This is a genomic window from Mucilaginibacter sp. RCC_168 (assembly GCF_041355315.1).
Classification (GTDB): Bacteria; Bacteroidota; Bacteroidia; order Sphingobacteriales; family Sphingobacteriaceae; genus Mucilaginibacter.
The window spans coordinates 35,962-62,138 of record NZ_JBFUPN010000008.1 but is presented as its reverse complement, the minus strand read 5'-3'; the positions used below and the strand labels follow the sequence as shown (position 1 = coordinate 62,138).

The following is a 26,177-nucleotide window of genomic DNA, read 5'->3' as shown; positions in this document are numbered from 1 at the left end:
GAATAAAAGTGCCATGCAATTTAGAGTTTAAAAATTAGTATTTAGAATTTAAACCATTATGATCAAGAACTTTATAAAAATAGCCTGGCGGAACCTTATCGCCAATAAGCTATTCACTTCCCTTAATATTGTGGGACTGGCAATCGGTATATGCGTTTGTATTACACTATTTGCCTGCATTTCCTACGAACTAAGTTTTGACCGCATGTACAAAAACTCTAAGAATATTTATAGAGTGAATATGCAAACGACTGCTCAATATAACTACAAAGTTTGGGCAGGGATACCTAATTCCGTCGGTCCGGCCATTATTCAAAGCATTCCCCAGGTTAGAAGCATGACCCGCCTTATCAAACATGATTTTGGCGCATCAGTATCACTGAAAACAGGAGATAAAAATTTTGCCGAAAAAGGCTTATATCTGGCTGATTCGACGGTCTTTAACCTTTTCGATATGAAGTTTGTTGAGGGTAGTGCACAAAATGCTTTTTCCCAACCAAAATCCATTGTGCTTTCACAATCAGCCAAACAAAGGTTATATGGAGCTGAGCCGGCCTTCGGAAAAATCATTTATGTAAATAATCGTGATACGCTGCATGTTTCTGGTGTTTACGCCGATTTACCGGCTAACAGTACCATCGATTGTGATATGATCTATAATATTATGGATTCATGGATGGGGAAGAATGTATACTGGAGCAACGCCAGTTACGAAACCTATTGCCTGCTGCAGCCCGGTGCAAATGTCACCAAGGTACAAGTATCTGCTACCGGGCTTATTGATAAGAATGTAGCCAAGGATAATAAATATTTTACCAATTTTATATTCCAGCCGCTAACTGATATTCATCTTTATTCGGCTGATATACGTGAAGGTTACTCTGGCAGAATAGGTAGCATCAGTACCGTAAAAGCGTTGATGTTCTTATCGCTGCTGGTATTGATAATTGCTTGTATCAACTATATGAACCTGGCTACTGCACGCTCGCAAAAACGCGCTAAGGGGATAGGTGTTAATAAAGTTTTAGGAGCCGATAAAAGTAATTTGTTGATGCTGTTTTATACTGAAACTGCCCTGCTTTCGCTTATTGCTATTATTATAGGCTATTTGCTTGCTTTTACTGTAAAACCAATATTTCAAAATATTACCGGTATTAAGCTGAGTACATCAGCATTTTTAGAGCCAGTGATTTTGTTAGGTCTAATCTCGACCTGGATTTTTGTGACACTGGTTGCCGGCAGTTATCCTGCATTTTCTCTGTCGCGTATTTCACCGCTGGTGTTAATGAATAAACTGAAGTTGAAAGACTCTTTTGCCAATTTCATCCGCAGGGGGTTGGTGATATTTCAGTTTGCATCATCTATTATTCTAATCACCTCGGTTATTGTTATACTTCAGCAGATCCGATACGTCAGAAATCGGGACCTTGGTTATAATCCTAATGGTGTTGTCGCGGTTAATATAAAATCAGCGCAGAATAAGCAGCAGATGACAGCATTCATGAATGGGTTGCGAAGCATGGCTGCTGTTGAAAGCTTTTCGGCAGTGCAATCTATTCCTGGCGATGTAGAGAGTGGTAGAAGTGTTCGAAAACTGGCCTCCGACAAAGAGGGCATGCCTGTAAAAACCTGCCATACCGATGGTTCGATTGTGAAAACCATGCAGTTAAAACTGATTGCGGGCAATTCACTCCCGCAAAGGCTGGCTGACGGGGATAGCACTTGTTATGTATTGATCAATGAAACTGTTATGAGATATCTCGGCTTCAAATCGCCTCAGGACGCTGTTGGTAAACAGATCGGCACGGAGATGCTGGACAAATCTATAGTTAGCGGTGTAGTGAAGGATTTCAATTATCAATCGCTTAAGACCGAGATAGGAGGCTATATATATTATGAAATGAATAAAGCCCCGGAATCGTTATCAACGCTTCTTATCAGGTATAACACTAAAGACCTGCCGCGTTTTATGCAGCAGTTACAGATTAGTTTTAAAACTGATATGCCTAACTCAAGCTTTGATTACGAATTTCTGGACAGCCATATTCAAAGTTTGTACGCTTCTGAACAACACACGGCCCAAACAGCCACTGTGTTTTCATTCCTGGCCATATTGGTAGCATGCCTTGGGTTATTTGGATTAGCAGCCTTTATCGCAGAGCAACGGACAAAAGAGATCGGTATCCGCAAGGTGCTTGGGGCAAGCGTATCTGGAATTACCAGGTTATTAACCAAAGATTTTTTAAGGCCTGTATTAATATCATTTTTAATAGCCTCGCCTATAGCCTGGTACCTGATGAACAAATGGTTACAGGATTTTGCCTATCGCATTAATATCCAATGGTGGGTTTTTGTATTGGCCGGTGTTACCGCCATTGGATTTGCACTGCTAACCATTAGTTCACATGCCATAAAAACGGCCCTGGCAAACCCGGTTAAAAGCTTAAAGAACGAGTAAGATCATTAAATCATTATGTTATGCTTAAGAACTACATCAAAATAGCCTGGCGGAACCTTTATAAAAATAAGGTATTTTCGCTTATCCATGTCCTTGGGTTAACTATGGGCATTACCGTATGCCTGATGATATTTCTATATATTGCCAATGAATTTAGTGTAGATAGCTTCCATAAACAGGAAAAAAACATCTACCGGGTAATGCGGGGGTATGATATTGCCAAACCGCGGGTGCCGTATTTGTCCGGGCCCTACGGACCGGCTTTATTGAATGATTATCCCCAGGATATCAAAATGGCCGTACGTGTAAGACCACAAAATAACCTGGTTTCATTTGGCGAAAAAGCATTTAATGAACAGAAGGTTTATGCTACAGATGCCGGCTTTTTTAAACTATTCTCCTTCCCGCTTTTAAAAGGTGACCCGGCCACTGCTTTGGAAAACCCAAATAGTGTAGTGCTTAACGAAACCACGGCCAAAAAATATTTTGGTAGTATTGAAAGTGCCATGGGCAAGGTGATCAGGGTAGATAAAGCGTTGCAATTGAAAGTTACCGGCATAGCTAAAGACGCACCATCAAACTCGCACCTTGATTTTGATATTGTATTGCCTATTGCCAATTATGTCAAGGATGATGGTTTTAACACCTGGATTAACAACGGTTTGTTTGTTTATATCTTGCTGAATCCCAATAGTTCAAAAACGGCACTCGAGAGCCGTTTCCCGCAGTTTATGGATAAATATATGGGAAAGGACATGCAGCGTTTTGGTAGCAAATTCGATTTAAAACTTACTTCTTTAAAAGACGTTTATTTTGAACCAACTTCGGCATTTGACAGTGTAAAACATGGCGATAAAACAGTGGTTTTCATTTTTATATCAATCGCTGTACTCATTATGCTTATTGCCTGTATCAATTTCATGAACCTGGCTACCATACGGGCAGTTGAACGATCAAAAGAAGTGGGTATGCGAAAAGTAATGGGCGCTTTACGCAATCATTTAATTATCCAATTTATTGGCGAATCATTTTTGCTGGCAATAATTTCCTGTGCCTTTTCAGTTTGTATCTTATTAATGCTGATGCCCTGGTATAACCAGTTATTGGGTTACAAGTTGTCAATAGCCTGGAACGAGTCGCCTATTTACCTGTTCCTGATAGGGGTAATATTGGTTGTTGGCTTTTTAGCAGGCAGCTATCCGGCATTTTTCCTTTCAGCATTTTCGCCTATCCAGGCATTAAAAGGCAAATTGAAATTGGGAAAAGGAGGTACAATGCTCAGGCAATCGTTGGTTGTATTGCAGTTTAGTATTTCCGTTTTACTGATCATCGGTACCATTGTTATCATGAACCAGATGCGCTATATCAAAAGCAAATCACTGGGCTATGATAAAGAACAAACGGTAATTGTAAATATTGATAATGGCGATATTTACCAGCACCGGCGCCAATTTAAAGATGAACTTCAAAACTCCGGCCTTGTAGCATCGGTATCCCTGATGTCGGGACAGCCGGGCGGATTTTTCGACACCCATACTTTTACGGCTGAAGGTCAGCATGATGTATTCAGATCAAGAACAGAATTTGCCGATTTTGAATATGTAAAAACGCTGGGTTTAAAGATCATTGCAGGCAGGGATTTTTCGGCACAGTTCGCTACCGATACTACCAATGCCGTACTGCTTAACCGCACAGCCGCCAAAGAGCTGGGATACACGCCGCAGCAGGCTTTGGGTAAATGGATAAAAAACAATGGGCGCGATGATAAACCGCGTACCATAGTGGGTGTGGTAGAGGATTTTAACTTCTTGTCGCTTAAAGAAAATATGGATGCGTTGGTGATCTCGCCGAGTGAAGACCGAAGGGTAGTGGCGATCAAATTAAAACCGGGTAATATACCCGGGGCGCTGGCATTTATCAAAGAAACCTATGCCAAAGCAGCGCCCGTTTATCCATTTGAATACAAATTTCTTGATCAGCAGTTTAATACCACCTACAGAAATGACATCAGGCAGCAAACCATGTTGAGTATATTCTCGGGGCTGGCCATATTTATTGCCTGTCTGGGTTTATTTGGTTTGGCCTCATTTACGGCGGCCAAACGTACCAAAGAAATAGGTGTGCGCAAGGTGCTTGGATCGTCTGTAACCAATATTTTGCTGCTGTTATCAAAAGATATGTTGAAGCCTGTTTTATTGGCCACCATTATTGCTATGCCAATTGGATACTATTGTATGAATAAATGGCTGCAGAATTTTGCTTACCGTACCACATTGCACTGGTGGATATTTGGTTTAGCCGCGATTTTAACCTTTTTGATCGCCCTGTTTACAATCAGCTTTAAATCTTTAAAAGCCGCGTTGACAAACCCGGTAAAAAGTTTAAGAAGCGAATAGGGGTATATTGTGTTTGAGTTGTATACCTGATAATTATTCACAGGTATATATTTTTGCTGGTATGCAACCAAAAACCAATAAAGGCATCTTATACATAAACCTAACATCATGAACAAATATTTATTATTCCTATTAGTTGCCTGCCAGGGTTATACTGTTTTGGCGCAGGATAACAAAACCCCCTACATGACAAAGTCGCTGTCTGGTTCTTCCGTAAAATCAGTGTTTGTGAGAACATCAGGCGGTAGTATCGCTGTTAGCGGCGGTGGTGAAAATCCGCGTATTGAAGTCTATATCAGCGGTAATAACGGAAATGGGAATATCTCCAGTGATGAAATAAAAAAGCGTTTAGCGGATTATGTATTGGAAGTTACCGCAGATAATGGCGAAGTACATGCCGTTGCAAAACCCAAAACCAAAGGCTTTTTTAATTGGAATAGCTCTTTGAATATATCATTCAAGGTTTTTGTTCCCAAACAGGTAACTACAGATCTGGGTACCAGTGGAGGGAGTATTCATCTTGATAATTTAACCGGCAAACAGACCTTTCAAACCAGTGGCGGGAGCCTGCATATGGACAGACTGACCGGCGTTATTCACGGCAGAACCTCAGGGGGGAGTATCCACGTAAGTAATTCAGGTCAGGATATTGATCTGGCCACCAGCGGTGGCAGTATCAACGCTGCTAATTGCATTGGACACATCAGGTTAGAAACATCAGGCGGTTCATTGCAATTGGAAGGACTTCAGGGTAATATCGATGCTACAACAAGCGGTGGCAGCATTCGTGGTAACAGCATTAATGGGGAGCTGATAACCAGTACAAGCGGGGGGAGTATTAACCTTACCCAATTATCATGTGCCCTTGAAGCATCCACCAGTGCGGGTAGTTTTCACGCGCAGTTTAACAGTGTAGGCAAATATGTTAAAATAGATGTAAGCTCCGGACATATTGATCTGGATCTGCCATCAAAGCAAGGTGTTGATCTGGATCTCCGGGGTAACAAGGTAGAACCCAATTTTACCGGGAATTTTGAAGGGACTAAAGAGAAAGAAAAAGTACAGGGTAAATTGAATGGTGGTGGCCCATTGGTACAGGTACGGGGGAATGGCAGAGTTAATCTGACGGTTAACTAATTAGTTATTAACCGTATAAAATCGCCTGCCAGAGTATTAATCTGACAGGCGATTTGCTTTTTTACTGTATCATAACCGGACACCCACTGTTACGCCTGCGAACAGTTAGGATATTGATTTTTATGTAATTAATTGTTTATTAATGCTTTATATAATTGGTACATGTTTTACGCTTCACCTGTCGGCAAGTAATTGGGCGGGGAATACCAGTTTTAAAATTTAATATTTACAGTTATGTTAAAGAATTATTTACGCAGCACTATACGCAATATCACAAGACATAAATTTATCTCGTTCATTAATATTTTTGGTTTAACTATCGGCTTAACCTGCTGCATGCTTATCCTTGTTTATATTGTAAATGAACAGAGTTATGACACCTTTAATACCAATGCCGATGATGTATATCGTGTGACCAGGAGCTTTAATACTGTAGATGGTACCCAAACTCTTTTTTTGGGATCGATAGCTCCTCCGTTTGGCCCCTTACTAAAAAATGAATTTCCGGATATTAAGAAAATAACACGGTTGCGAGGAAACGGTATCGTGTCCATGCGTTATAAAGACAAGTTAATTAACGAACCTGGATCATACTTTGCCGATGAGAATTTTGTCGACATTTTTACAGTAAAAACCATTCAGGGTGACCCAAAGACTGCTCTTTCTGATCCATTTACGGTGATGATGACCGAAGATATGGCCCGTAAGTATTTTGGTAATGAGGATCCGATGAATAAGGAGATCAGACTGGGTAATCAATTCAATTTTAAGGTTACCGGTATTTATAAGCCTTTTCCAACCAATTCGCATCTTCATCCCGAAATGCTCTTGTCCTTTATTACGTTAAAGGATAGCACACTTTATGGCGATAAACAATTACATACCAATTGGGGTAATAATGATTTTTATACCTATATGCTTTTACCGGCTCATTATAATGTGGAGCATATGGAATCATTGTTTCCGGGTTTTTTAGATAAATATGTTCATTTTCCGGGGCAACCGGGCAATTTCCAGGAGTCAAAAAACAGCAAGTTACATATTCAAAAATTATTGGATATACACCTGCACTCACACCTGGATGCCGAAATCGAGACTAATGGTGATATTAAACGGGTTTATATATTTTCGGCCATAGCATTATTTATTCTGCTGATAGCTTGTATCAATTACATGAACTTATCAACCGCGCGGTCAGCCTTAAGAGCACGTGAAATAGGTATCCGTAAAGTTATAGGCGCTCAACGCAAAGAGATAATTACCCAGTTTTTAAGCGAATCGGTACTTATCACTTGTTTTTCGCTGATACTGGCTTTGGTACTTACCTGGTTGCTGATTCCGCCTATAAATGGTTTGTCAAATCTGGGTTTGAGCATCAAAAGTTTGTATGATCCTAAGCTATTGTTATGCATATTAATACTTCCGTTTTTTGTGGGCATCCTCAGCGGAATTTATCCTGCATTATTTATGTCATCATTTAAACCGGTTAAGGTTTTAAAGGGGATATTAAAAGTGGGTTCTGGTGGCGTTTCATTCCGTAAAGTTTTGGTGGTAGTGCAATTCTCTGTATCTATTGTGTTAATAGTTGCCACTACTATTGTATTTCAGCAGTTAAGGTATATACAACAAAAGTCACTTGGTTTTGATAAGGAACACATCATCACCATGAGTAACCCGTTTTCTGACAGCCAATTTGAGGCATTTAAAAACGAGGTACAGAAAAACGCTTATGTTAAAGAAATAGGTCGTTCCTCACGAATTCCATCCGGGAGATTACTGGACGATCAGGGAATATCGGTTTTTGAGGGAGCTAAGTCGCAACCAGTTAAAGCGGATGTTAAATATGTAAATACAGATTATGGTTTTATACCCACTTTTGGCATGAAAATGGCCGCCGGGCGTAATTTTGCGCGCAACTTTGGTACCGACAGTAATAATTACGTAGTCAACACTGCAGCCGTAAAAGCATTAGGTTGGAAAACCCCTGAAAATGCAATAGGAAAAGACCTGGCTTATGGTGGCGTAAAAGGCAAAGTGATTGGTGTAGTAAATGATTTTCACTTTGAGTCTTTACATCAAAACATTATCCCTTTGTTATTCCGTATGCCAGGGAAAGGTAATTATGGCAGATTATCGATTAAAATTGCCGGTAATAATATTAATTCTTCTATAAATGTTATCCAGCAAGCCTGGCAAAAATTACAACCTGAAACTCCATTTGAATATACCTTTTTAGATGAGCGTTTTCAAAAGCTATATGATAGCGAACAACAACAAGGCAGCTTGTTCACCATATTTTCTTTCATTGCCATATTTATAGCATGTTTGGGATTATTCGGTTTATCTGCGTTTACTATTAGTCAGCGGGTTAAAGAGATCGGGGTGCGTAAGGTTCTTGGAGCAAGTATTCCGCAGATCGTAACCGAGTTATCTAAAGACTTTTTAAGGCTGGTGATTATCGCTTCGGTAATCGCTTTACCGGTAGCCTGGTATGCTATGAGTAAATGGCTGCTTGATTTCGCGTTTCGTATCAGTATACAATGGTGGGTATTTGTAATGGCTGGTGTTGTTGCTTTGGTGATCGCCTTTGTAACTATCAGCTTTCAATCTATCAAAGCAGCCATGGCCAACCCGGTAAAGAGTTTACGCAGCGAATAAAAAGAGAAGCTAAAGGCGGAAAGCTTAAAGCCTTAGGCCGTTTAGAAGTTAGAACTTAGATTTTAGAATTTATATCATCATGATCAAAAATTATTTCAAGATCGCTTTGCGCAATTTCAGCAAACACAAATTGTTTACGCTGATCAATATCATTGGCTTATCCATCGGAATAAGCTCCGCATTGGTTATTTATTTGATCGTACATTTTGATTTCACCTTTAATCAATCTTTTCCAAACGGCGATAGGATATACCGGATCGTTTCTAACTATACATTCTCCGGTGAGGAGGCTCATAACAGGGGTGTTACCGGTGCCTTGCCAGAAGCCATGAAATCCGTGAGTGGGGTAGCTATTTCAGCACCCTTTTTTACCCTCGATCAGCCAAATGTGTTCATTCCTGCAAAATCGGGTATCCCGGTTAAATTCAAGATCCAGGACAATATAGTTCTTGCTGATAGTCATTATTTTAACCTGCTTAATTATGAGTGGAAGGCCGGCTCTGCCAAGACCGCATTAAACGAACCTAACCAGGTTGTATTAACTACAGACCAGGCTAAAAAATACTTTCCCGCGCTTTCTTATAATCAGATGCTGGGACGTACGGTTACTTACGATACTTTAACCACAACTGTTACTGGCATTGTGGAACCATTAAAAGGCAATACCGATTTTACTTTTCATGATTTTATATCTCGTGCTTCTATAAATTCTAATAAGGCCCTTATTGATGACATAAGGCCGGAAAACTGGGGAGGGACAACATCCGCCTCTCAACTTTTTATCAAACTATCGCCTAACATTACTGTTGCTCACATCGAGAAACAATTAAATGAGTTATTAAAGAAAAATAATCCACCTAAACCATCAGATAAGGGCAACACCCGAAATTTCACACTACAGCCATTAAGTGATTTGCACTTTAACGGCATTTATGGAACTTTTGACACGGGTACAAGTCGTAGTGCTAACAAAACAACCTTGTATGGTTTACTGGTGATTGCTTTATTTCTACTATTATTGGGTTGCATTAACTTTGTTAATTTAACCACAGCCCAGGCTACACAAAGAGCCAAGGAAATAGGTATCCGCAAAACAATGGGCAGTAGCCGGGTGCAACTCATTATCCAGTTTTTAAGCGAAACATTTTTAATAACCTTAATTGCCGTAATTGTTTCTGTAGCTATGGCTCCTGTTATATTAAAGCTGTTTGCTGATTTTATTCCCGCGGGTATTAAGGTGGACATATCAGGGCATCTCGATCTGCTAATTTTTCTGTTCCTGTTAACAATAGTGGTAAGCGTTTTATCCGGATTTTACCCCGCTGTTTTATTATCGTCATATAAACCTGCATTGGTGCTTAAAAACCAAACAGCTGCCAATAGCAATAAAACACGTAACGCGGTGTTGCGTAAATCATTAACAGTTTTACAGTTTGTGATAGCCCAATTCTTCATAATGGCTACAGTGTTGGTCAGTAAACAAATATATTACGCGCTTCATAAGGATCTGGGTTTTAAAAAAGATGCTATTATAGTGATCAATTCTCCCTGGAAAAACCGTACTGCCAGTCGTAATCAGGTATTTATGAACAAGCTAAAAGCTATACCACTGGTTGAGATGATAGCAATAGGTAGGGATGCCCCATCTTCCAGCTCAAGTCACTCAACAGAAGCTACTTATAAAGATGGAAAAAAGGAAATCAAAATAAACCTGGAGGAAAAATATGGCGATGAAAATTACATTAATGTATATAAGATCAAACTACTTGCCGGCCGTAATCTACGATTAGGAGATACCTCCAGGGGATTTTTGATTAATACTACGTGTGCAAAGGTATTTGGATTTAAAAATCCTAAAGATGCCGTAGGAAAACTAATAAATAATTTCAACGGCGATACCAGAATGGAGATCATTGGTGTGGTAGCAGATTTTTATCATGAATCTTTACATTCTCCGATTAGACCATTGGCTATTTTAACAAGTAAAGAACGTTATAATAATGGCACGTTTCATATTGCATTAAAACCACAATCAGCGGGTGGTAATGATTGGAAAAAAGCCATTTCGGCAATGGAATCTGCATGGAAAGAAATTTATCCTGACGACGATTTTGAATATCATTTCTTTGATGAAAATATTGCTAAATTTTATGATGCGGAGCAACATACGTCTACCTTATTGACCTGGGCTACAGGATTGTCTGTATTCATCAGCTGCCTGGGGCTGCTTGGTTTAGCTATGTATACGACTAATTTACGCACCAAAGAAATAGGGGTGCGCAAAGTGCTTGGCGCATCAGTTACCCAGATAGTTACCTTGCTATCAACCGAATTGGTATTACTTATTGTACTGGCTTTTGCTTTGGTTACTCCACTGGCCTGGTACGCGATGCATAAATGGATGCAAGGTTTTGCCGACCGCACAACCATTAGCTGGTGGATATTTATTTTGAGCGGCGCTGGTATGTTGCTGGCTGCTTTATGTACCCTGAGCTTCCAAACGGTTAAGGCAGCAATAGCCAATCCGGTTAAAAGTTTACGCAGCGAATAAGGTAGTTTGCGCAATATGGAGTAGTATTATTTTAGATTTTAACACTATTTAACTACTCATTTAAGGCATTTTAGTTATTATCGTAAAACTAATGTGATATGATACGTAATTACTTTAAAATTGCCTGGCGCAATCTACGGAAACATAAATTTTATACCCTGATCAACATATTCGGTTTATCCTTGGGAATAGGCTGCAGTATAATTTTGTTTCAGTTTATAACATATCACCTTAGCTTTGATACTTATCATCATGATGCCAAACAACTTTATAAGGTTGTAACAGAACTCCATTTAGATGACGGCAGCGTTTTATTTGAACAGGGATCGCCTTTAGCTATGCTCAAGGCAAAAGTAAATATTCCTCAAATTAAGGAAGCCACCGCGGTTTTACGCATCCATAATACAACAATATCCGTAACACAACAAGGAAACGTTACATCCCAATTATTTGCCGAACATGAAAATGTTGCTATAACCGATAATCATTTTTTCGATCTGTTTGATTATGAATGGGAGCAGGGCAATAAAAACAACGCACTTAGCGAACCTAATACTATGGTGTTAAGTCATACCCTTGCCCAGAAATATTTCAACAGCCAGGATGTTATTGGTAAAACTATCAGGATCGATAATAAAAATAATTTTAAGATAACTGGTGTCATAAAAGATCACCCGGCAAATACGGATATCAAAACAGATATGTTTTTATCGCTATCAACCCTGAAAAGCATTTATCCGGACGTCGCGGAACCGTTGCAAACCGATTGGGGCTGGATTAATACAACTACAGCCGTTTATTTTCTGCTGCCTGATCATATTTCACCTCAAAGTGTAGAGACCATGATCAGAAAAATGACTGTGAGGGACTTGGGGCATAGGGTAAATGCTTTTCATTTTAAATTACAACCCCTGAGCGAAGTACACTTTGACGGCCGTTATAGCGGAATTATCCAGCGATCGTTATTAGTTACCCTTGGGTTGATAGGTCTGTTGTTGATTGTAATTGCCTGTGTTAACTTTATAAACATGGCCACCGCTCAAAGTTTTAAACGGGCAAAAGAAATAGGTACACGCAAAGTTTTAGGTAGTACTCCATCAGCTATATTTTTTCAGTTTATGGCAGAAACAGCCAGTATTACCTTCTTTGCAGCCTTATTATCTGTACTGTGGGTATGGATAACGCTGCCTGTAATTAATAACTGGCTGCAAACCAGTTTAACACTTAATTTTATTAGTGATCTCAGGCTAATATTTTTTGTACTTATTTTGTTAGTGCTTATTATTATAACAGCAGGCTTTTATCCGGCTATGTTGTTGAGCCGTTTTAAGCCGGTAAATGCCCTTAAAAATCAGCTTGGTCAAAATACAAAGTCGGCGGGGTTGGCCCGTAAAAGTTTAATCGTAGTGCAAAATGTTATAGCCCAGGTGCTGATTATTAGCACTATACTGATCACCTTACAGGTAAGATATCTCAAAACCGCGGATCTTGGATTTAACAAAAGCGCGGTGCTAATGTTGCCGGTTCCTGATAACACCAAAAGTAAAACCGATTTTTTGCGCAATCACTTATTAACTTATCCTGGTATTACAGATGTTTCCTTTTGCTACCGGGCACCGGCATCAACTGCTGATAAAGGCGGTAGTATAAAATATGATAGCCGGCCATGGGAAAAGTTTGTGGGCAGAACAATCATGGGCGATGCCGGTTATGTGAAAACATTCGGATTACGATTAATTGCCGGACGAAACCTGGCAGAAGGAGATACCGCTAAAGAATATCTGGTGAATGAAAAACTTATTCAAAAACTGGGCGTAAAAGATCCCCAACAAGTTATCGGGCACAGGCTTGCTGCCGGTGATCTTTCAGATAACCCGGGTACCATTGTGGGCGTAGTTAAAGATTTCAATTCTAAATCTTTGTATACTGCAGTTGAACCTGAATATATTACCACATTCAGAAGTGCTTACCAAAACATTGGCGTTAAGATCAGTTCAAATGATCCATCAACAATATTGGCCCACATCAAAAAAGAGTGGCAGGCAGTTTACCCTGATCATGTTTTTGAATATCGTTTTCTGGATGAGCAGATAGCTGATTTTTATAAAAAGGAAGATCTGCTCAATAAACTGATCAAATCAAGCGCGGTTATCGCCATCTTTATAAGCTGTTTAGGCTTATTAGGGCTTATTTCAATTTTAACATTGCAGCGCACCAAAGAGATAGGCATTCGTAAGGTTCTTGGCGCGTCAGTTACACATGTCACAACTTTACTTTCTGTTGATTTTTTGAAATTAGTATTTATTGCGGTGGTCATAGCTTCACCTGTAGCCTGGCTTATGATGAGCAAGTATTTACAGAATTTTGCTTATCGTATTGAGATACAATGGTGGGTATTCGCGGTTACTGCCGCACTTACCATATTAATAGCATTTATTACGGTAAGCTTCCAATCAATAAAAGCGGCAATGGCAAATCCGATAAACAGTTTACGGGATGAATAGGGCATATTGCTAATTACGGCGATAATTTATCTAAGACGCACTGTATCATAACCGTACAGGTATTGTACACTTACGAACACCTTGTTCTTAAATTAATACACAATGTATTGATATACAGGTATTTGGTATTTTGGTATGTGTTTTAATCTCTATTGCTGATTAAACTGCGAAAAATGCTGAAAAACTACTTTAAAATAGCCTGGAGAAACATAATTCGTCATAAAGGATATTCGGCCATCAATATAGCCGGGCTAACTTTAGGTATTTCTGCCTGTTTGCTGATATTCATCATCATCCGCTATGAGATGAGCTTTGATACGAGCCAGCCTAATTTTAAAAACATTTACCATATAGTACTTAAACATACTCACGAGGATGGCTTTAGTTATACTCCGGGATTGCCCGCCCCAGCTACAGATGCTTTACGGGTTGATTTTCCACAAGCAAAGATCGCCGCATTAAACTCCAGTTATGGCAGTCAGATCACGGTACCTGCTATAAGCGCCGGTAAAAATACAGGAGATAAAAAATTCACAGAAAGCATGGGAGTTGTATTTATCGAACCTCAGTTTTTTGATATTTTTAGTTTTAAATGGCTTGCAGGGGCTCCCTCTGTTTTAACCGAACCTAACGCGGTAGTTATCAGTAAAAGCACTGCTGTGAAATACTTTGGCGACTGGACTAATATCATTGGTAAAATCCTGAAAATGGATAACCTGATTGATCTTAAAGTAGCTGGTATTACTGAGGACCAACCGGAAAACACAGATTTCCCATTTAAAATAATGGTATCATATATCACCTGGAAACAACACCCCAAAGAATACTATTACGAAAATGACTGGGGCGCAATTAGTAGTAATCACCAGGTATTCATGTTAATTCCTAATACCTCTGTTAATAATATAGACAACCAACTTATATCTTTTACCAAAAAACATTATGCAACGGGTACCAAGCGGAAACTTATTTTCGCGCAACCATTAGCCCTGCTCCATTTTGACACCCGCTTTGGCAATACTTTAGGTGATCATGTCATGAGTATGGCCACCTTGCGCACGTTATCATTTATTGCCATACTGATAATCGTAATGGCTTCTATTAACTTTATAAATCTGTCTACCGCTCAATCAGTAGGCAGATCAAAAGAAGTTGGTATCCGCAAGGTATTAGGCAGTACCCGTAAACAATTGGTCATACAAATTATAGGCGAAACCACCTTAATTGTTATCGGGTCGGTCTTGTTCGCGCTCATCGTGGCAAAACTGGCTATGCCTTATTTAAAACACATTGCCAGCGTGCCTGAAAGCACGGCGCTGTTTACTGTTGATAACATCGTATTTTCGATAATAGTAATGTTTGCTGTGATCCTGCTGTCTGGTATATACCCGGCTTTGATTGTATCTGGCTTTAAACCTGTGTTAGCTTTAAAAAACAAGATCACAGCTGCTTCCATTGGTGGTATACCTTTGCGCAGGGCCTTGGTGGTGGCACAATTTGCTATATCGCAGTTGCTCATTATCGGTACCATTGTGGCGGTAAGCCAGATGGACTTTGTAAATAAGGCCGATCTTGGTTTTAATAAAAACGCGGTATTGGTAATACCCGGTTACACAGATAGCCTTAGCCTGCGTAAAATGGATTCTTTTAAACAGCGATTATTGCAAAATGCGCAGGTAGAGTCGGTAAGTTTCTCATCGGATGCTCCATCATCTGAAAACAATTCAGCCACCAACTTTTATTTTAATCATTCCACTAAAGATCCGGGTTTTAGTACTTTTCTGAAATTTGGCGATGCCGATTATTTCAAAACCTATCAATTGCATTTTGCAGCAGGCAGGGGATATGATGTAGGTGATACCGCCAGACAGGTGGTTGTTAATGAAACCTTTATTCATAAATTGGGTATTCAAAATGCCCAGGATGCCATAGGTAAAACTGTCCGGCTGGGTACAGGACCTATCTTACCTATTAGTGGTGTAGTTAAAGATTTTAAAACTAATTCTCTTCGCGAAAACGTAAAACCAATTGTTATATCGGCCCAGAAAGCCTATGAATCGCAGGTGGCTATTAAGATCAAAACCAATGACTTGAGCAAAACGGTTGCACAGCTCCAAAAAATGTGGGAAACTACATATCCGGAATACGCCTATAACGGATATTTCCTGGATCAGAATATTGCAGCCTTCTATCAGCAAGAAAACCAGATGGCCCTGGTTTATAAAATATTTGCCGGTATAGCCATTTTTATATCATGCCTGGGCTTATACGGTCTTGTGTCATTTATGGCTGTTCAACGTACCAAAGAAGTCGGCATCCGTAAGGTATTGGGAGCATCGGTAAGCAGTATCATTTATTTATTCTCCAAAGAATTTATGGTGCTGATAGCCATTTCATTTGTTATAGCAATGCCAACGGCCTGGTACCTGATGACGGGTTGGCTACAAAATTTTGCCTACCGGATATCATTAAGCCTTTGGGTATTCATCCTGGCTATTGTTTCCTCGGTGCTGATAGCCTGGATGACCGTAGGCTACAAAGCTTTAAAGGCGGCACTGGTAAACCCGGTTAAAAGTTTAAGAAACGAGTAACATAAAACTATTGCCATGATAGGTAGCTATTTAAGGTTTAGGATTTAGAAATTTTAAAAATTATGATCAGGAACTATCTGAAAATTGCCTGGCGAAACATCGTCAACAATAAAATTTATAGCGCTATTAACATATTAGGATTGGCAGCAGGTATGGCTGTTGCCCTGATTATTGGGTTATGGGTAGTGAATGAATACTCGTATGATAAGTTTTTGCCTAATTATAAGCAGTTATACCAGGTTCAGTTAAACTTTACTACACAACATGACGGTGAGCATACTCAAGCAGCCATGGCTATTCCTTTGGCTGATGTACTGCGGAAAGATATACCCGGAATAAAGTATGTGGCCGAAACAGATTGGGTGGGCTGGCAATGGCACTCGTTATTGGTTGGCGATAAAAAATTATACCTGAACGGCGGGGCAGCTGCGCCTGATTTTTTAAAGATATTTCAATATCCTTTTGTTAAAGGAAATGCTAATAACGCTTTAACCGATCCTTATTCTATTGTTTTAAATGAATCGACCGCCAAAGCATTATTCGGCGACGCCGATCCGATCAATAAATTTATCCGTATTGATAATCAACAGAATTTAAAAGTAACCGGGGTAATAAAGGATATCCCTAAAAATGCTACCAAGCAATTCACTTTCCTGACGCCTTTTAGTTTTAAGGAGCAAACAGAAACCTGGATGAAAAATGCACGTACCACGTGGACAAATAATTCCTTCAATGCTTTCGTAGAACTACAACCTGGGGTAACAGCTGAACAAATTGCGCCTAAGATCAAGAATCTGGTATATGAGCATAGCCCGCAAATGAGGCCAGCAAAACCTGAAGTAATATTACACCCGTTAAAAGATTGGCATTTATACTCTGATTTTAAAAATGGTAAAGCTGTTGGTGGTTTTATTGATTACGTCAGGATGTTCAGTATCATTGGTATACTGGTATTACTTATTGCCTGTATCAATTTCATGAACCTTTCTACCGCCCGCTCTGAACGACGAGCACGTGAGGTTGGGGTACGAAAAGCTATAGGCTCTCAGCGTAAGGATCTGATCATCCAGTTTTTAGCCGAATCCGTACTGATCACTTTTATAGCCTTTTTATTTTCGATACTATTTGTACAACTGGCTTTGCCATACTTTAATTCATTGGTTAACAGTGATATCCATATACCCTATACCGATCCAATATTTTGGAGTGTCATGATATTTTACGTGCTGCTGACTGGCTTACTGGCCGGAAGCAGGCCGGCGTTTTATTTGTCATCATTTAACCCGGTGAGGGTTTTAAAAGGTTCGATTAAGGAAGGTAAGACGGCGTCACTGCCTCGTAAAATATTGGTTGTAACGCAGTTTAGCTGTTCTATTGCATTGATCATCAGTACGATTATCGTATACCAGCAGATACAACACGCCAAGGGCAGGCCAACGGGCTATAATGCTGCCAGGTTAATGATGACTGATATGAGCGGCGACCTCAATACAAAATATGATGCCTTAAAAAATAATATGCTGGCCAGCGGATATGTAGAAAGCGTTGCGGCAGCCTCAAGTCCGGTTACCAACATATACAGTCACATGTCGCTGGATAAATGGCCGGGCAAAAGCGCAAGCGACGAAGCGGTGAATATTGCAGCTGTTTTTGTGTCTGATGATTATTTTAAGACCCTGGGAATGACACTTAAGGAAGGCAGGGATTTTACCCACAGTTGGACGGCTGATTCTACCAGTGTTATCCTAAACGAAGCCGCTGTTAAAAGAATAGGCTTGAAAAACCCCATAAACCAGTTGGTCACCTGGAATGGTAACACCGTGCCTGTGCGTGTAATTGGGGTGGTAAAGGATGCTTTGATGGAATCGCCTTTTACACCGGTTCAGCCGGCTATCTTTAGCCACGGACATGTAGCCAATAATATCATGTACCGTTTGTCGCCCAATGCCGATACGAAAGCGGCTATTAAACAGCTCACTAAAATATTTGATTCCTACAATCCGGCTTATCCGTATATATACCAGTTTGTCGACGAAGAATACAATCATAAATTCAACCTGGAAATACTGGTAGGTAAACTATCTGGAATATTTGCAGGCCTGGCTATTTTAATATCATGCCTTGGTTTGTTTGGATTGGCTGCTTACGTGGCAGAACAACGAACAAAGGAAATCGGTATTCGTAAAGTATTAGGCGCATCAGTGGGACAGGTGTGGTTGTTGCTGTCAAAAGACTTTATTTTATTGGTAGGTATAAGCTGTATTATAGCTTCGCCGGTAGCCTTTTACTTTTTACAAAACTGGTTGCAAAAGTATGATTACCGTATAACAATTGGCCCTGGCGTATTCTTATTATCAGCAGCCGCAGCCATTATAATCACCTTAGCCACTATTAGTTTCCAGGCCATAAAAGCGGCGTTGACCAACCCCGTAAAAAGCTTGCGCAGTGAATAAGCATTTGTCCAATTAAGATTTAGAAATTAGAATTTATATCATCATGATCAAAAACTATATTAAAATAGCCTGGCGTAATTTAAAACGTAACAAGGCTTACGCGTTTATCAGTGTTGTTGGGTTAGCCCTGGGGATCACCTGTGGCATTTTAATTTTCACCCTGATCACTTACCATCTGAGCTTTGATAATTTTCATAAAAACTCAGACAGGATTTATCGTTTATATACAGAATGGCATGATGATGGCATCGGCAGATCGCAGGGGGTACCGCAGCCTTTGGGGAAAACCTTTCGTAATGATTTTACACTGGCAGAAAAAACAGCCCGTGTGATCAGCTTTCATGATAACCTGATCACTATAACACAGGGCAATCAGGTCAAAAAATTTAACGAAGAGGATGGAGTAGCCTTTACCGAGCCGGAATATTTTGGTATTTTAAATTTCCCGCTGCTAAAAGGGAATATAAAAACGATCCTTGTGAAGCCCGGAGAGGCTATTTTGACCGAAAAAACCGCCCGAAAGTATTTTGGTGATGCAGATCCAATAGGAAAAGTTATTCGCCTGGATAATAAAGTTAATTTCACCATTACCGGCGTTTTGAAAGATTTGCCTAACAACACCGATCGTAAGCAGCAGGTATATGTTTCTTATGGCAACATGGATGAATATACAGACAAAAGACGCGAGGATAATTGGGGCGGTGTTTTTAGTGGAAGCGAAGTATTTACCTTACTAAAGCCATCTACCACAATAGCCAGAGCTAATAACGCTATGGCGGATATTGTAAAAAAACACTATAAAGGTCGCGACTTACAGGTATGGAAATTTAAGTTACAACCGATTTCAGATATTCACTTCAATGCCGATCTGGATGGGTATGCCGACAAGAAATACCTATGGGCTTTATTCTTTATAGGTTTGTTCCTGATCATTACTGCTTGCGTGAACTTTGTTAATTTAGCCACAGCTCAAGCCTTGAACCGGGCCAAAGAGATAGGCGTACGAAAGGTTTTAGGCAGCCTCCCACGTCAGTTATTCTGGCAGTTTATTGCCGAAACTGCTTTAATTACCCTTGTAGCGGTTATTGTGGCTATAGGTTTATCATTTCTTACGTTACCGGTAATAAACAATTTATTTCACTCACAAATGGCGTTTAAGCCTTCGCAGTATATAGCGTTTCTTGTGCTGATAAGCATATTGGTCGTATTTTTATCAGGATCATATCCGGGTTTGGTGTTAGCACGCTTTCAGCCCATATTGGCGCTTAAAAGCAAACTTTCGCAAAAGCATGTGGGTGGATTTTCGTTACGCCGTATATTGGTAGTTACTCAATTCTCTATTTCTCAAGTGCTGATCATAGGCGCAATAATTATTGTATCGCAATTGCATTATTCGCAAAACACTGATCTTGGGTTTAATAAAGATGCTGTTGTGTTACTGCCTGTTCCACAGAATGATAAGGTTAAGCTAAGTACCATGCGCAATCGCGTTAATGAAGTGCAGGGCGTCGAAAAATCATCCTATTGCTACAAGGCGCCGGCGGCTCAATCCAATAATAGTACCGATGTTCGTTTCAATCAAAGGGCCGAGGATGAGCACTGGGGTATCAATACAAAACCAGGTGACGAGAACTTCCTTGCTACCTTTGGAGTGAAGCTGGTAGCCGGGCGTAACTTTTTTCCGGCCGACACTACACGTGAATTTTTGGTAAATGAAACCTTTGTAAAAAAACTTAATCTTAAACCTCAGGATGTAATAGGTAAAATGCTGTCGGTAAATGGAAGATCAACTACAGCGCCTATTGTGGGGGTTGTAAAAGATTTTTACAACTATTCATTTCATACCGAAATATCGCCGATCTGTATCATGCCTGATTACCGGTCCTATTCCACTCTGGCTGTTAAAATTAATATGCGTAATGCCAAAACAACATTACCAGCCCTTGAAAAAATATGGAACGAAACTTTTCCCGAAGAATTATACTCATACCAATTCCTTGATGATAGCGTCGGGAAGTTTTATGAGATGGATAATATACAACTAAAATTAGTTGAAGGATTTGCGGGTATTGCTATCCTTATTGGTTGCCTGGGTTTATATGGTCTGGTATCGTTTATGGCTGTTCGCAAAACCAAAGAAATTGGGGTTCGTAAGGTATTAGGTGCCAATACTATAAATATATTATGGCTGTTTGGTAAGGAGTTTACTTACTTATTGCTTATTGCTTTTATAGTTGCAGCACCGTTGGCCTGGTGGGCAATGCACAATTATTTGCAGGATTTTAAATATCGTATCAGTATTGGCCCCGGTATTTTCCTGGTCTCTATCCTGTCAACATTCATTATTGCGTCTATTACGGTAGGCTATCGTTCAATAACCGCGGCTTCGGCTAATCCGGTAAAGAGCTTACGGAACGAATAAAATCGGGTAAAAGGTGAAAACTTAAAGGTAAAAGGCTTTGATAAAGAATAATTAGAGTTTAGAATTTCTCTTTAGTGTTTAGAATTTCAACTATTATGATCAAAAACTATTTTAAAATAGCCTGGAGAAATTTGGTAAACAACAGGGTTTACAGCGCCATTAATATTTTAGGGCTTGCCGGAGGAATGGCTGTGGCGTTGCTTATTGCCCTTTGGGTAAACAACGAGTATTCATATGACAAATTCTTGCCTAATTATGGACAGCTGTATCAGGTTTGGCGCAATTTTAACAGCAATGGCGAAACACTCACCTTTAGCAGTACATCCTTAAAATTGGCTGATGCACTTCGGAACAATTATCCTGAAATAGAATACGCTGCCGAAACAGATGGTAATGGCTCACATGGCTTAATGGTGGGTGAAAAAAAGTTTTACCTGAATGGTTCGCAGGTAGGGGGCGATTTTTTAAAAATGTTTCAATACCCCTTGTTGCGGGGAAATATGAAAGATGCACTAAAAGATCCATATTCTATTGTGTTGACAAAAGCCACCGCGATAGCTTTGTTTGGTTCTGTAGATGTTATTAACAAAACAGTTAAGATTGATAATAAGGATAATTTAAAAGTGACCGGTGTGCTGCAAGATCTGCCGGGTAATTCTTCTCTCCAATTTAAGTACCTCATACCCTTCGCTTACATGGAGGCAACCCAACCTTATGTAAAACAGGCGCGTAACGGAAGTTTCGGCGATAACGCTTTTCTGATATACGTAAAGCTTAAATCGGGAGTTGCATATAGCCAGTTAGCACCGAAGATAAAAAACATGGAAAAAGGGGAAAATAACATCAATGCCAAAAACTCCGAAGTTATTTTACAGCCCATGCATGATTGGCATTTGTTCAATGGATGGAAAAATGGAGTAGCCAGCGGTGGCTTTATTGAGTATGTGCGCCTTTTTAGTATAATCGGAATTTTGGTTCTAATGATCGCCTGCATTAACTTTATTAACCTCACAACCGCACGGTCTGAAAAACGGGCGCGGGAAGTAGGTATACGTAAAGCTATCGGCTCTCAGCGTAAACATTTGATTTTTCAGTTTTTAACAGAATCAACCATCATTACATTTATAGCATTCTTCTTTTCGATACTGTTTGTACAAATTGCGTTAACACCTTTTAACGCGCTTACAGGCACAACCATTAGCATACCCTTTCAGCGTGCTTCTTTTTGGTTAATAACAATTACCTGTGTGTTACTTACTGCTCTTATTGCAGGCAGCAGACCCGCATTTTATTTGTCTTCATTTAACCCGGTTAAAGTACTGAAAGGGACTATACAAGTAGGGCGCTCCGCTTCATTTTCAAGAAAGATGCTGGTAGTTATGCAATTTAGCTGTTCAATTGCATTGATCATTGGTACCATTGTAATTTACAGACAGATCCAGTATGCGCGAAACCGGCCTTCTGGTTATAATATTAATCGTTTGGTAACTACCAATTCAAATAGTGATCTGGGTAAAAACTATCAGGCATTGAAAGACGAATTATTACAAAGTGGAGCCGTTCAAAATATAACTCAGGCTTCAAGTCCGGCTACTGATATTTATCTGCACAATGATATTGACAACTGGCCAGGCAAATTAGCAGGTGAAACAGTTGAAATGGGGGTGGTTTTTATCACAAGTGATTATTTTAAAACTTTGGGTATGGATATGAAGCAAGGCAGGGAGTACACTGGCATTGCTGCAGATACTTTAAATTTGATGTTTAATGAAGCAGCTATTAAACGCTTAAGATTAAAAGACCCCATCAGTCAGATCATACAGTATAACGGAAATAAGATGAAGATCATCGGTGTAACGAAAGATGCTTTAATGACTTCACCATTCGCCAAGGCAGATCCAACGATGTTTGTTTACAGCACTTATCCGCAGGATAATATTATTTATCGCCTGGCACCAAACGTAAACCCGCATAATGCTATTGAAAAGATCAATCAGATTTTTACTAAATACAATCCTGCTTACCCATTTACCTACCACTTTGTTGATGATGATTATAACCGCAAATTCAGTCAGGAACTGCTTATTGGTAAATTATCAGGCATATTTGCCGGCTTAGCCATTTTTATATCGTGCCTGGGCTTATTTGGCCTCGCTGCTTATATAGCAGAACAGCGTACTAAAGAAATAGGCGTACGTAAGGTATTAGGCGCTACGGTGAGCCAACTGTGGTTTTTGCTGTCCAAAGATTTTGTATTGCTGGTTATTATCAGTTGCGTTATTGCATCGCCGCTGGCTTTATACTTTTTGCAGAACTGGCTGCAGAAATATGACTACCGTATAAGTATAGGGCCGGGGGTTTTTCTTATTTCGGCTGTGGCAGCAATAGCCATTACACTTTTAACCATCAGCTTCCAGGCTATTAAAGCGGCGATAGCCAATCCCGTAAAAAGTTTAAGAAGCGAATAAGCATAAAGCCGAAAACTTAGGGCAAAGGGCTTTTGGCTTTCTGCTTTAAGTTTCCGGCTTTTTTATTGTATCATAACCGTACGCTCCGTGTTACATAAGCGAACAGTATTCATAGAGCTTATTAGATATAAAGCATTGATTTATAGATAATTGATATTTTGGTATGTTATTGATACTTGATTGGCAGAATTGAATTGATATTTTTAAACAAAAACAAATACGTACCAATCAAAAATAAATACTTAAAATGCTATCACTCCAACATATTTCGAAATACTACCAGGTAAGCGGACTTAAAAATTTTGTACTTAATGATCTTAGCCTTGAAATTGATGAAGGCGAGTTTGTATCTATCATGGGGCCGTCGGGCTCAGGTAAATCATCATTACTTAACATTATAGGCATGCTTGATGAACCGTCTGAAGGATACCATTACTTTGCAGGTCATGCGGTGCATCAATTGAAAGAGAAACAGCGCTCCGCATTATACAAACAATATGTTGGCTTTGTTTTTCAGGCTTATCATTTAATTGATGAACTCACCGTTTATGAAAACATCGAAACACCATTAATTTATCAGGATTTCAAAGGCGCTGAGCGTAAAGCCATGGTGGCTGATATATTAGACCGTTTTAATATTGTAGGTAAAAAAGATCTTTTCCCTGCGCAATTATCCGGCGGGCAGCAGCAATTAGTGGGTATAGCCCGTGCACTGATTGCCAAACCAAAATTGTTATTAGCAGACGAGCCTACCGGCAACCTCAATTCCAAACAAGGGGAGGAGATCATGGAATTATTCCGTAAGCTTAACAAGGAGGATGGGGTTACTATTATCCAGGTAACGCATTCTGAGAAAAATGCTGAATATGGTTCGCGTATCATTAATCTTTTAGATGGTAAAATCGAATCCTCAAAACAACTCTGATCATATACTAATGCGATATTTTAAATTTATATTTTTTGGTTTAATAGTCTTATCGGCTATTAACGCACAAGCTCAAACAGATACACTAACTACTATAAGGCAATGTATAGATGTTGCTATCAGAAATAATCTGGATGTAAGGAAAAGTGAGTTGGATATGCAGCGCCTGGGAGTAAATTATAAGCAGGCCAAAGATAATTTGCTGCCATCATTAAACGGCCAGGTAGATCATAGCCTTAACAGTGGCCGTAGTATCAACCCGTTTACCAATAGTTATGTGACGCAATCATATACTTCTGGTAATTATAGCTTAAATGCCGGTTTAACCCTGTTTAGTGGTTTGCAGAACCTGAATGCCATTAAGCAAACCTCATTGGCTTATCAGGCTGGTAAAATGGATTTTCAACAGGCAAAAGACCTGGTAACTATTAATGTGATAACCGCTTATCTTTTAGTTTTAGATAATACCGAACTTTTAGCCCAGGCTTACAATCAGCTTGATGTATCCAAAAAGCAGGTTGAAAGGTTAGAAATATTAGAAAAGGATGGCGCTAATAAACTGCCTTCTGATTTGTATGATTTGAAAGGTCAGTACGGCGATAATGAACTTAATGTGGTGACCACCAAAAATAACCTGGAAGCATCTAAATTAAGTTTGGTGCAGATATTGAATATCCCTTATAACAGAAACATTAAATTGGAACCTATAAGTGTAGCCGATGTTGCTGCACAAAGCGGAGAAAATGCCGACCAGATCTTCGATACAGCGCTAAAACAATTGGCTTATGTAAAAGCAGCTGAATTAAGACGCCAAAGTGCCGAAAAAGGTGTAAAAGTTGCCAAGGGCGCCTTATCGCCTTCAATCTCATTATTTGGAGGGGTAATTACAAATTATTCAAGCGCTGCACAGAATTCGACAGTTAGCGATTCATCTATAGTGCCAACCAAGCAGTTTGTTAATACCCCTACGGGCAAGAGCACAGTTTATACAACAGAGTATACTAATACTTTCAAGAATATAGGTTATTATGACCAGTTTAAAAATAACTATAGCACCCAGTTTGGAGTTACTTTAAAATTGCCGATTTTAAACTATTTCCAAAATCGGAATAAGGTAAAACTGGCTAAAATTGATCTGCAGGAATCAAAATATGTAGAAGAAAACACCAAAAACGTTTTGCGGCAAAATGTAGAACAAGCGTATGTTAACATGACGTTGGCATATAACCGGTATAAAGTGTTAGTAGAACAGGTTAAAGCTTATAAAGAATCGTTCAGAACAGCAGAGATCCGTTTCAATGCGGGTGTACTTACCTCAGTTGATTTTGTGGTAGCCAAAAATAATTTTGATAAGGCCAACATCAATCTTATTAATGCCCGGTACGATTGTTATATCTATAATAAAGTACTTGATTATTACATGGGGCGACTGACCTGGTAAATAGAGATATACTGATTCTGTAAAAAATTTATACTTTTATTCCCAGATTTTAATTCCTGATATCCGGCGTATAATGTTTTATATAAAATTATAAAACATTATACGCCGGATATTGCTAATTATAAAACTGTTAGTTTAAAGCAACTTTAACATATTTACATCAATCACCTTAA

General features: G+C 39.5%; 12 protein-coding genes. All 12 read left to right on the top strand.

The genetic code is table 11. The annotated features are described in order from the left end of the window. Positions 1 to 58 precede the first annotated feature (58 nt). The 12 genes from AB6735_RS08925 (at position 59) to AB6735_RS08870 (ending at position 26,004) form a co-directional block, all read left to right on the top strand. Positions 59 to 2,458, top strand: coding sequence for an FtsX-like permease family protein (locus AB6735_RS08925; RefSeq protein WP_370995583.1), 2,400 nt, complete (start codon positions 59 to 61; stop codon positions 2,456 to 2,458). Positions 2,459 to 2,478: 20 nt separating this feature from the next. Further along, positions 2,479 to 4,854, top strand: a complete 2,376-nt coding sequence (locus tag AB6735_RS08920) for an ABC transporter permease (protein ID WP_370995582.1) — start codon at positions 2,479 to 2,481, stop codon at positions 4,852 to 4,854. 108 nt (positions 4,855 to 4,962) lie between these two features. After that, on the top strand, positions 4,963 to 5,991 hold the full coding sequence (locus tag AB6735_RS08915; protein WP_370995581.1) for a DUF4097 family beta strand repeat-containing protein: 1,029 nt from the start codon (positions 4,963 to 4,965) through the stop codon (positions 5,989 to 5,991). A 234-nt stretch (positions 5,992 to 6,225) separates the two neighbouring features. Further along, positions 6,226 to 8,649, top strand: a complete 2,424-nt coding sequence (locus AB6735_RS08910) for an FtsX-like permease family protein (protein WP_370995580.1) — start codon at positions 6,226 to 6,228, stop codon at positions 8,647 to 8,649. Positions 8,650 to 8,728: 79 nt separating this feature from the next. Next, positions 8,729 to 11,200: an ABC transporter permease gene (locus AB6735_RS08905; protein WP_370995579.1), complete on the top strand. Its 2,472-nt coding sequence runs from the start codon at positions 8,729 to 8,731 to the stop codon at positions 11,198 to 11,200. Positions 11,201 to 11,298: 98 nt separating this feature from the next. Continuing rightward, positions 11,299 to 13,704 carry an ABC transporter permease gene (locus tag AB6735_RS08900; RefSeq protein WP_370995578.1) on the top strand — a complete coding sequence of 802 codons (2,406 nt, stop codon included), beginning with the start codon at positions 11,299 to 11,301 and terminating at the stop codon, positions 13,702 to 13,704. 173 nt (positions 13,705 to 13,877) lie between these two features. Continuing rightward, positions 13,878 to 16,295 (top strand): ABC transporter permease, encoded by a 2,418-nt coding sequence (locus AB6735_RS08895; RefSeq protein ID WP_370995577.1) that lies wholly within the window; start codon positions 13,878 to 13,880, stop codon positions 16,293 to 16,295. A gap of 62 nt (positions 16,296 to 16,357) precedes the next feature. Continuing rightward, a complete protein-coding gene (locus AB6735_RS08890; RefSeq protein ID WP_370995576.1) occupies positions 16,358 to 18,748 on the top strand; it encodes an ABC transporter permease in 2,391 nt (796 codons plus the stop codon). Positions 18,749 to 18,791: 43 nt separating this feature from the next. Further along, positions 18,792 to 21,170: an ABC transporter permease gene (locus AB6735_RS08885; RefSeq protein WP_370995575.1), complete on the top strand. Its 2,379-nt coding sequence runs from the start codon at positions 18,792 to 18,794 to the stop codon at positions 21,168 to 21,170. A 95-nt stretch (positions 21,171 to 21,265) separates the two neighbouring features. Next, positions 21,266 to 23,638 (top strand): ABC transporter permease, encoded by a 2,373-nt coding sequence (locus AB6735_RS08880; protein WP_370995574.1) that lies wholly within the window; start codon positions 21,266 to 21,268, stop codon positions 23,636 to 23,638. A 247-nt stretch (positions 23,639 to 23,885) separates the two neighbouring features. Continuing rightward, entirely contained in the window at positions 23,886 to 24,563 is a 678-nt protein-coding gene (locus AB6735_RS08875) for an ABC transporter ATP-binding protein (protein ID WP_166086706.1), read from the top strand. 10 nt (positions 24,564 to 24,573) lie between these two features. Beyond that, on the top strand, positions 24,574 to 26,004 hold the full coding sequence (locus AB6735_RS08870) for a TolC family protein (RefSeq protein WP_370995573.1): 1,431 nt from the start codon (positions 24,574 to 24,576) through the stop codon (positions 26,002 to 26,004). Positions 26,005 to 26,177: the final 173 nt, after the last annotated feature.

Bases quoted from the DNA above. Each gene is read 5' to 3' on its own strand.
- AB6735_RS08885 (WP_370995575.1), top strand. From the start codon at position 18,792: ATGATCAAAAACTATATTAAAATAGCCTGGCGTAATTTAAAACGTAAC.
- AB6735_RS08870 (WP_370995573.1), top strand. From the start codon at position 24,574: ATGCGATATTTTAAATTTATATTTTTTGGTTTAATAGTCTTATCGGCT.
- AB6735_RS08890 (WP_370995576.1), top strand. From the start codon at position 16,358: ATGATCAGGAACTATCTGAAAATTGCCTGGCGAAACATCGTCAACAAT.
- AB6735_RS08920 (WP_370995582.1), top strand. From the start codon at position 2,479: ATGCTTAAGAACTACATCAAAATAGCCTGGCGGAACCTTTATAAAAAT.
- AB6735_RS08900 (WP_370995578.1), top strand. From the start codon at position 11,299: ATGATACGTAATTACTTTAAAATTGCCTGGCGCAATCTACGGAAACAT.
- AB6735_RS08875 (WP_166086706.1), top strand. From the start codon at position 23,886: ATGCTATCACTCCAACATATTTCGAAATACTACCAGGTAAGCGGACTT.
- AB6735_RS08915 (WP_370995581.1), top strand. From the start codon at position 4,963: ATGAACAAATATTTATTATTCCTATTAGTTGCCTGCCAGGGTTATACT.
- AB6735_RS08880 (WP_370995574.1), top strand. From the start codon at position 21,266: ATGATCAAAAACTATTTTAAAATAGCCTGGAGAAATTTGGTAAACAAC.
- AB6735_RS08895 (WP_370995577.1), top strand. From the start codon at position 13,878: ATGCTGAAAAACTACTTTAAAATAGCCTGGAGAAACATAATTCGTCAT.
- AB6735_RS08925 (WP_370995583.1), top strand. From the start codon at position 59: ATGATCAAGAACTTTATAAAAATAGCCTGGCGGAACCTTATCGCCAAT.
- AB6735_RS08910 (WP_370995580.1), top strand. From the start codon at position 6,226: ATGTTAAAGAATTATTTACGCAGCACTATACGCAATATCACAAGACAT.
- AB6735_RS08905 (WP_370995579.1), top strand. From the start codon at position 8,729: ATGATCAAAAATTATTTCAAGATCGCTTTGCGCAATTTCAGCAAACAC.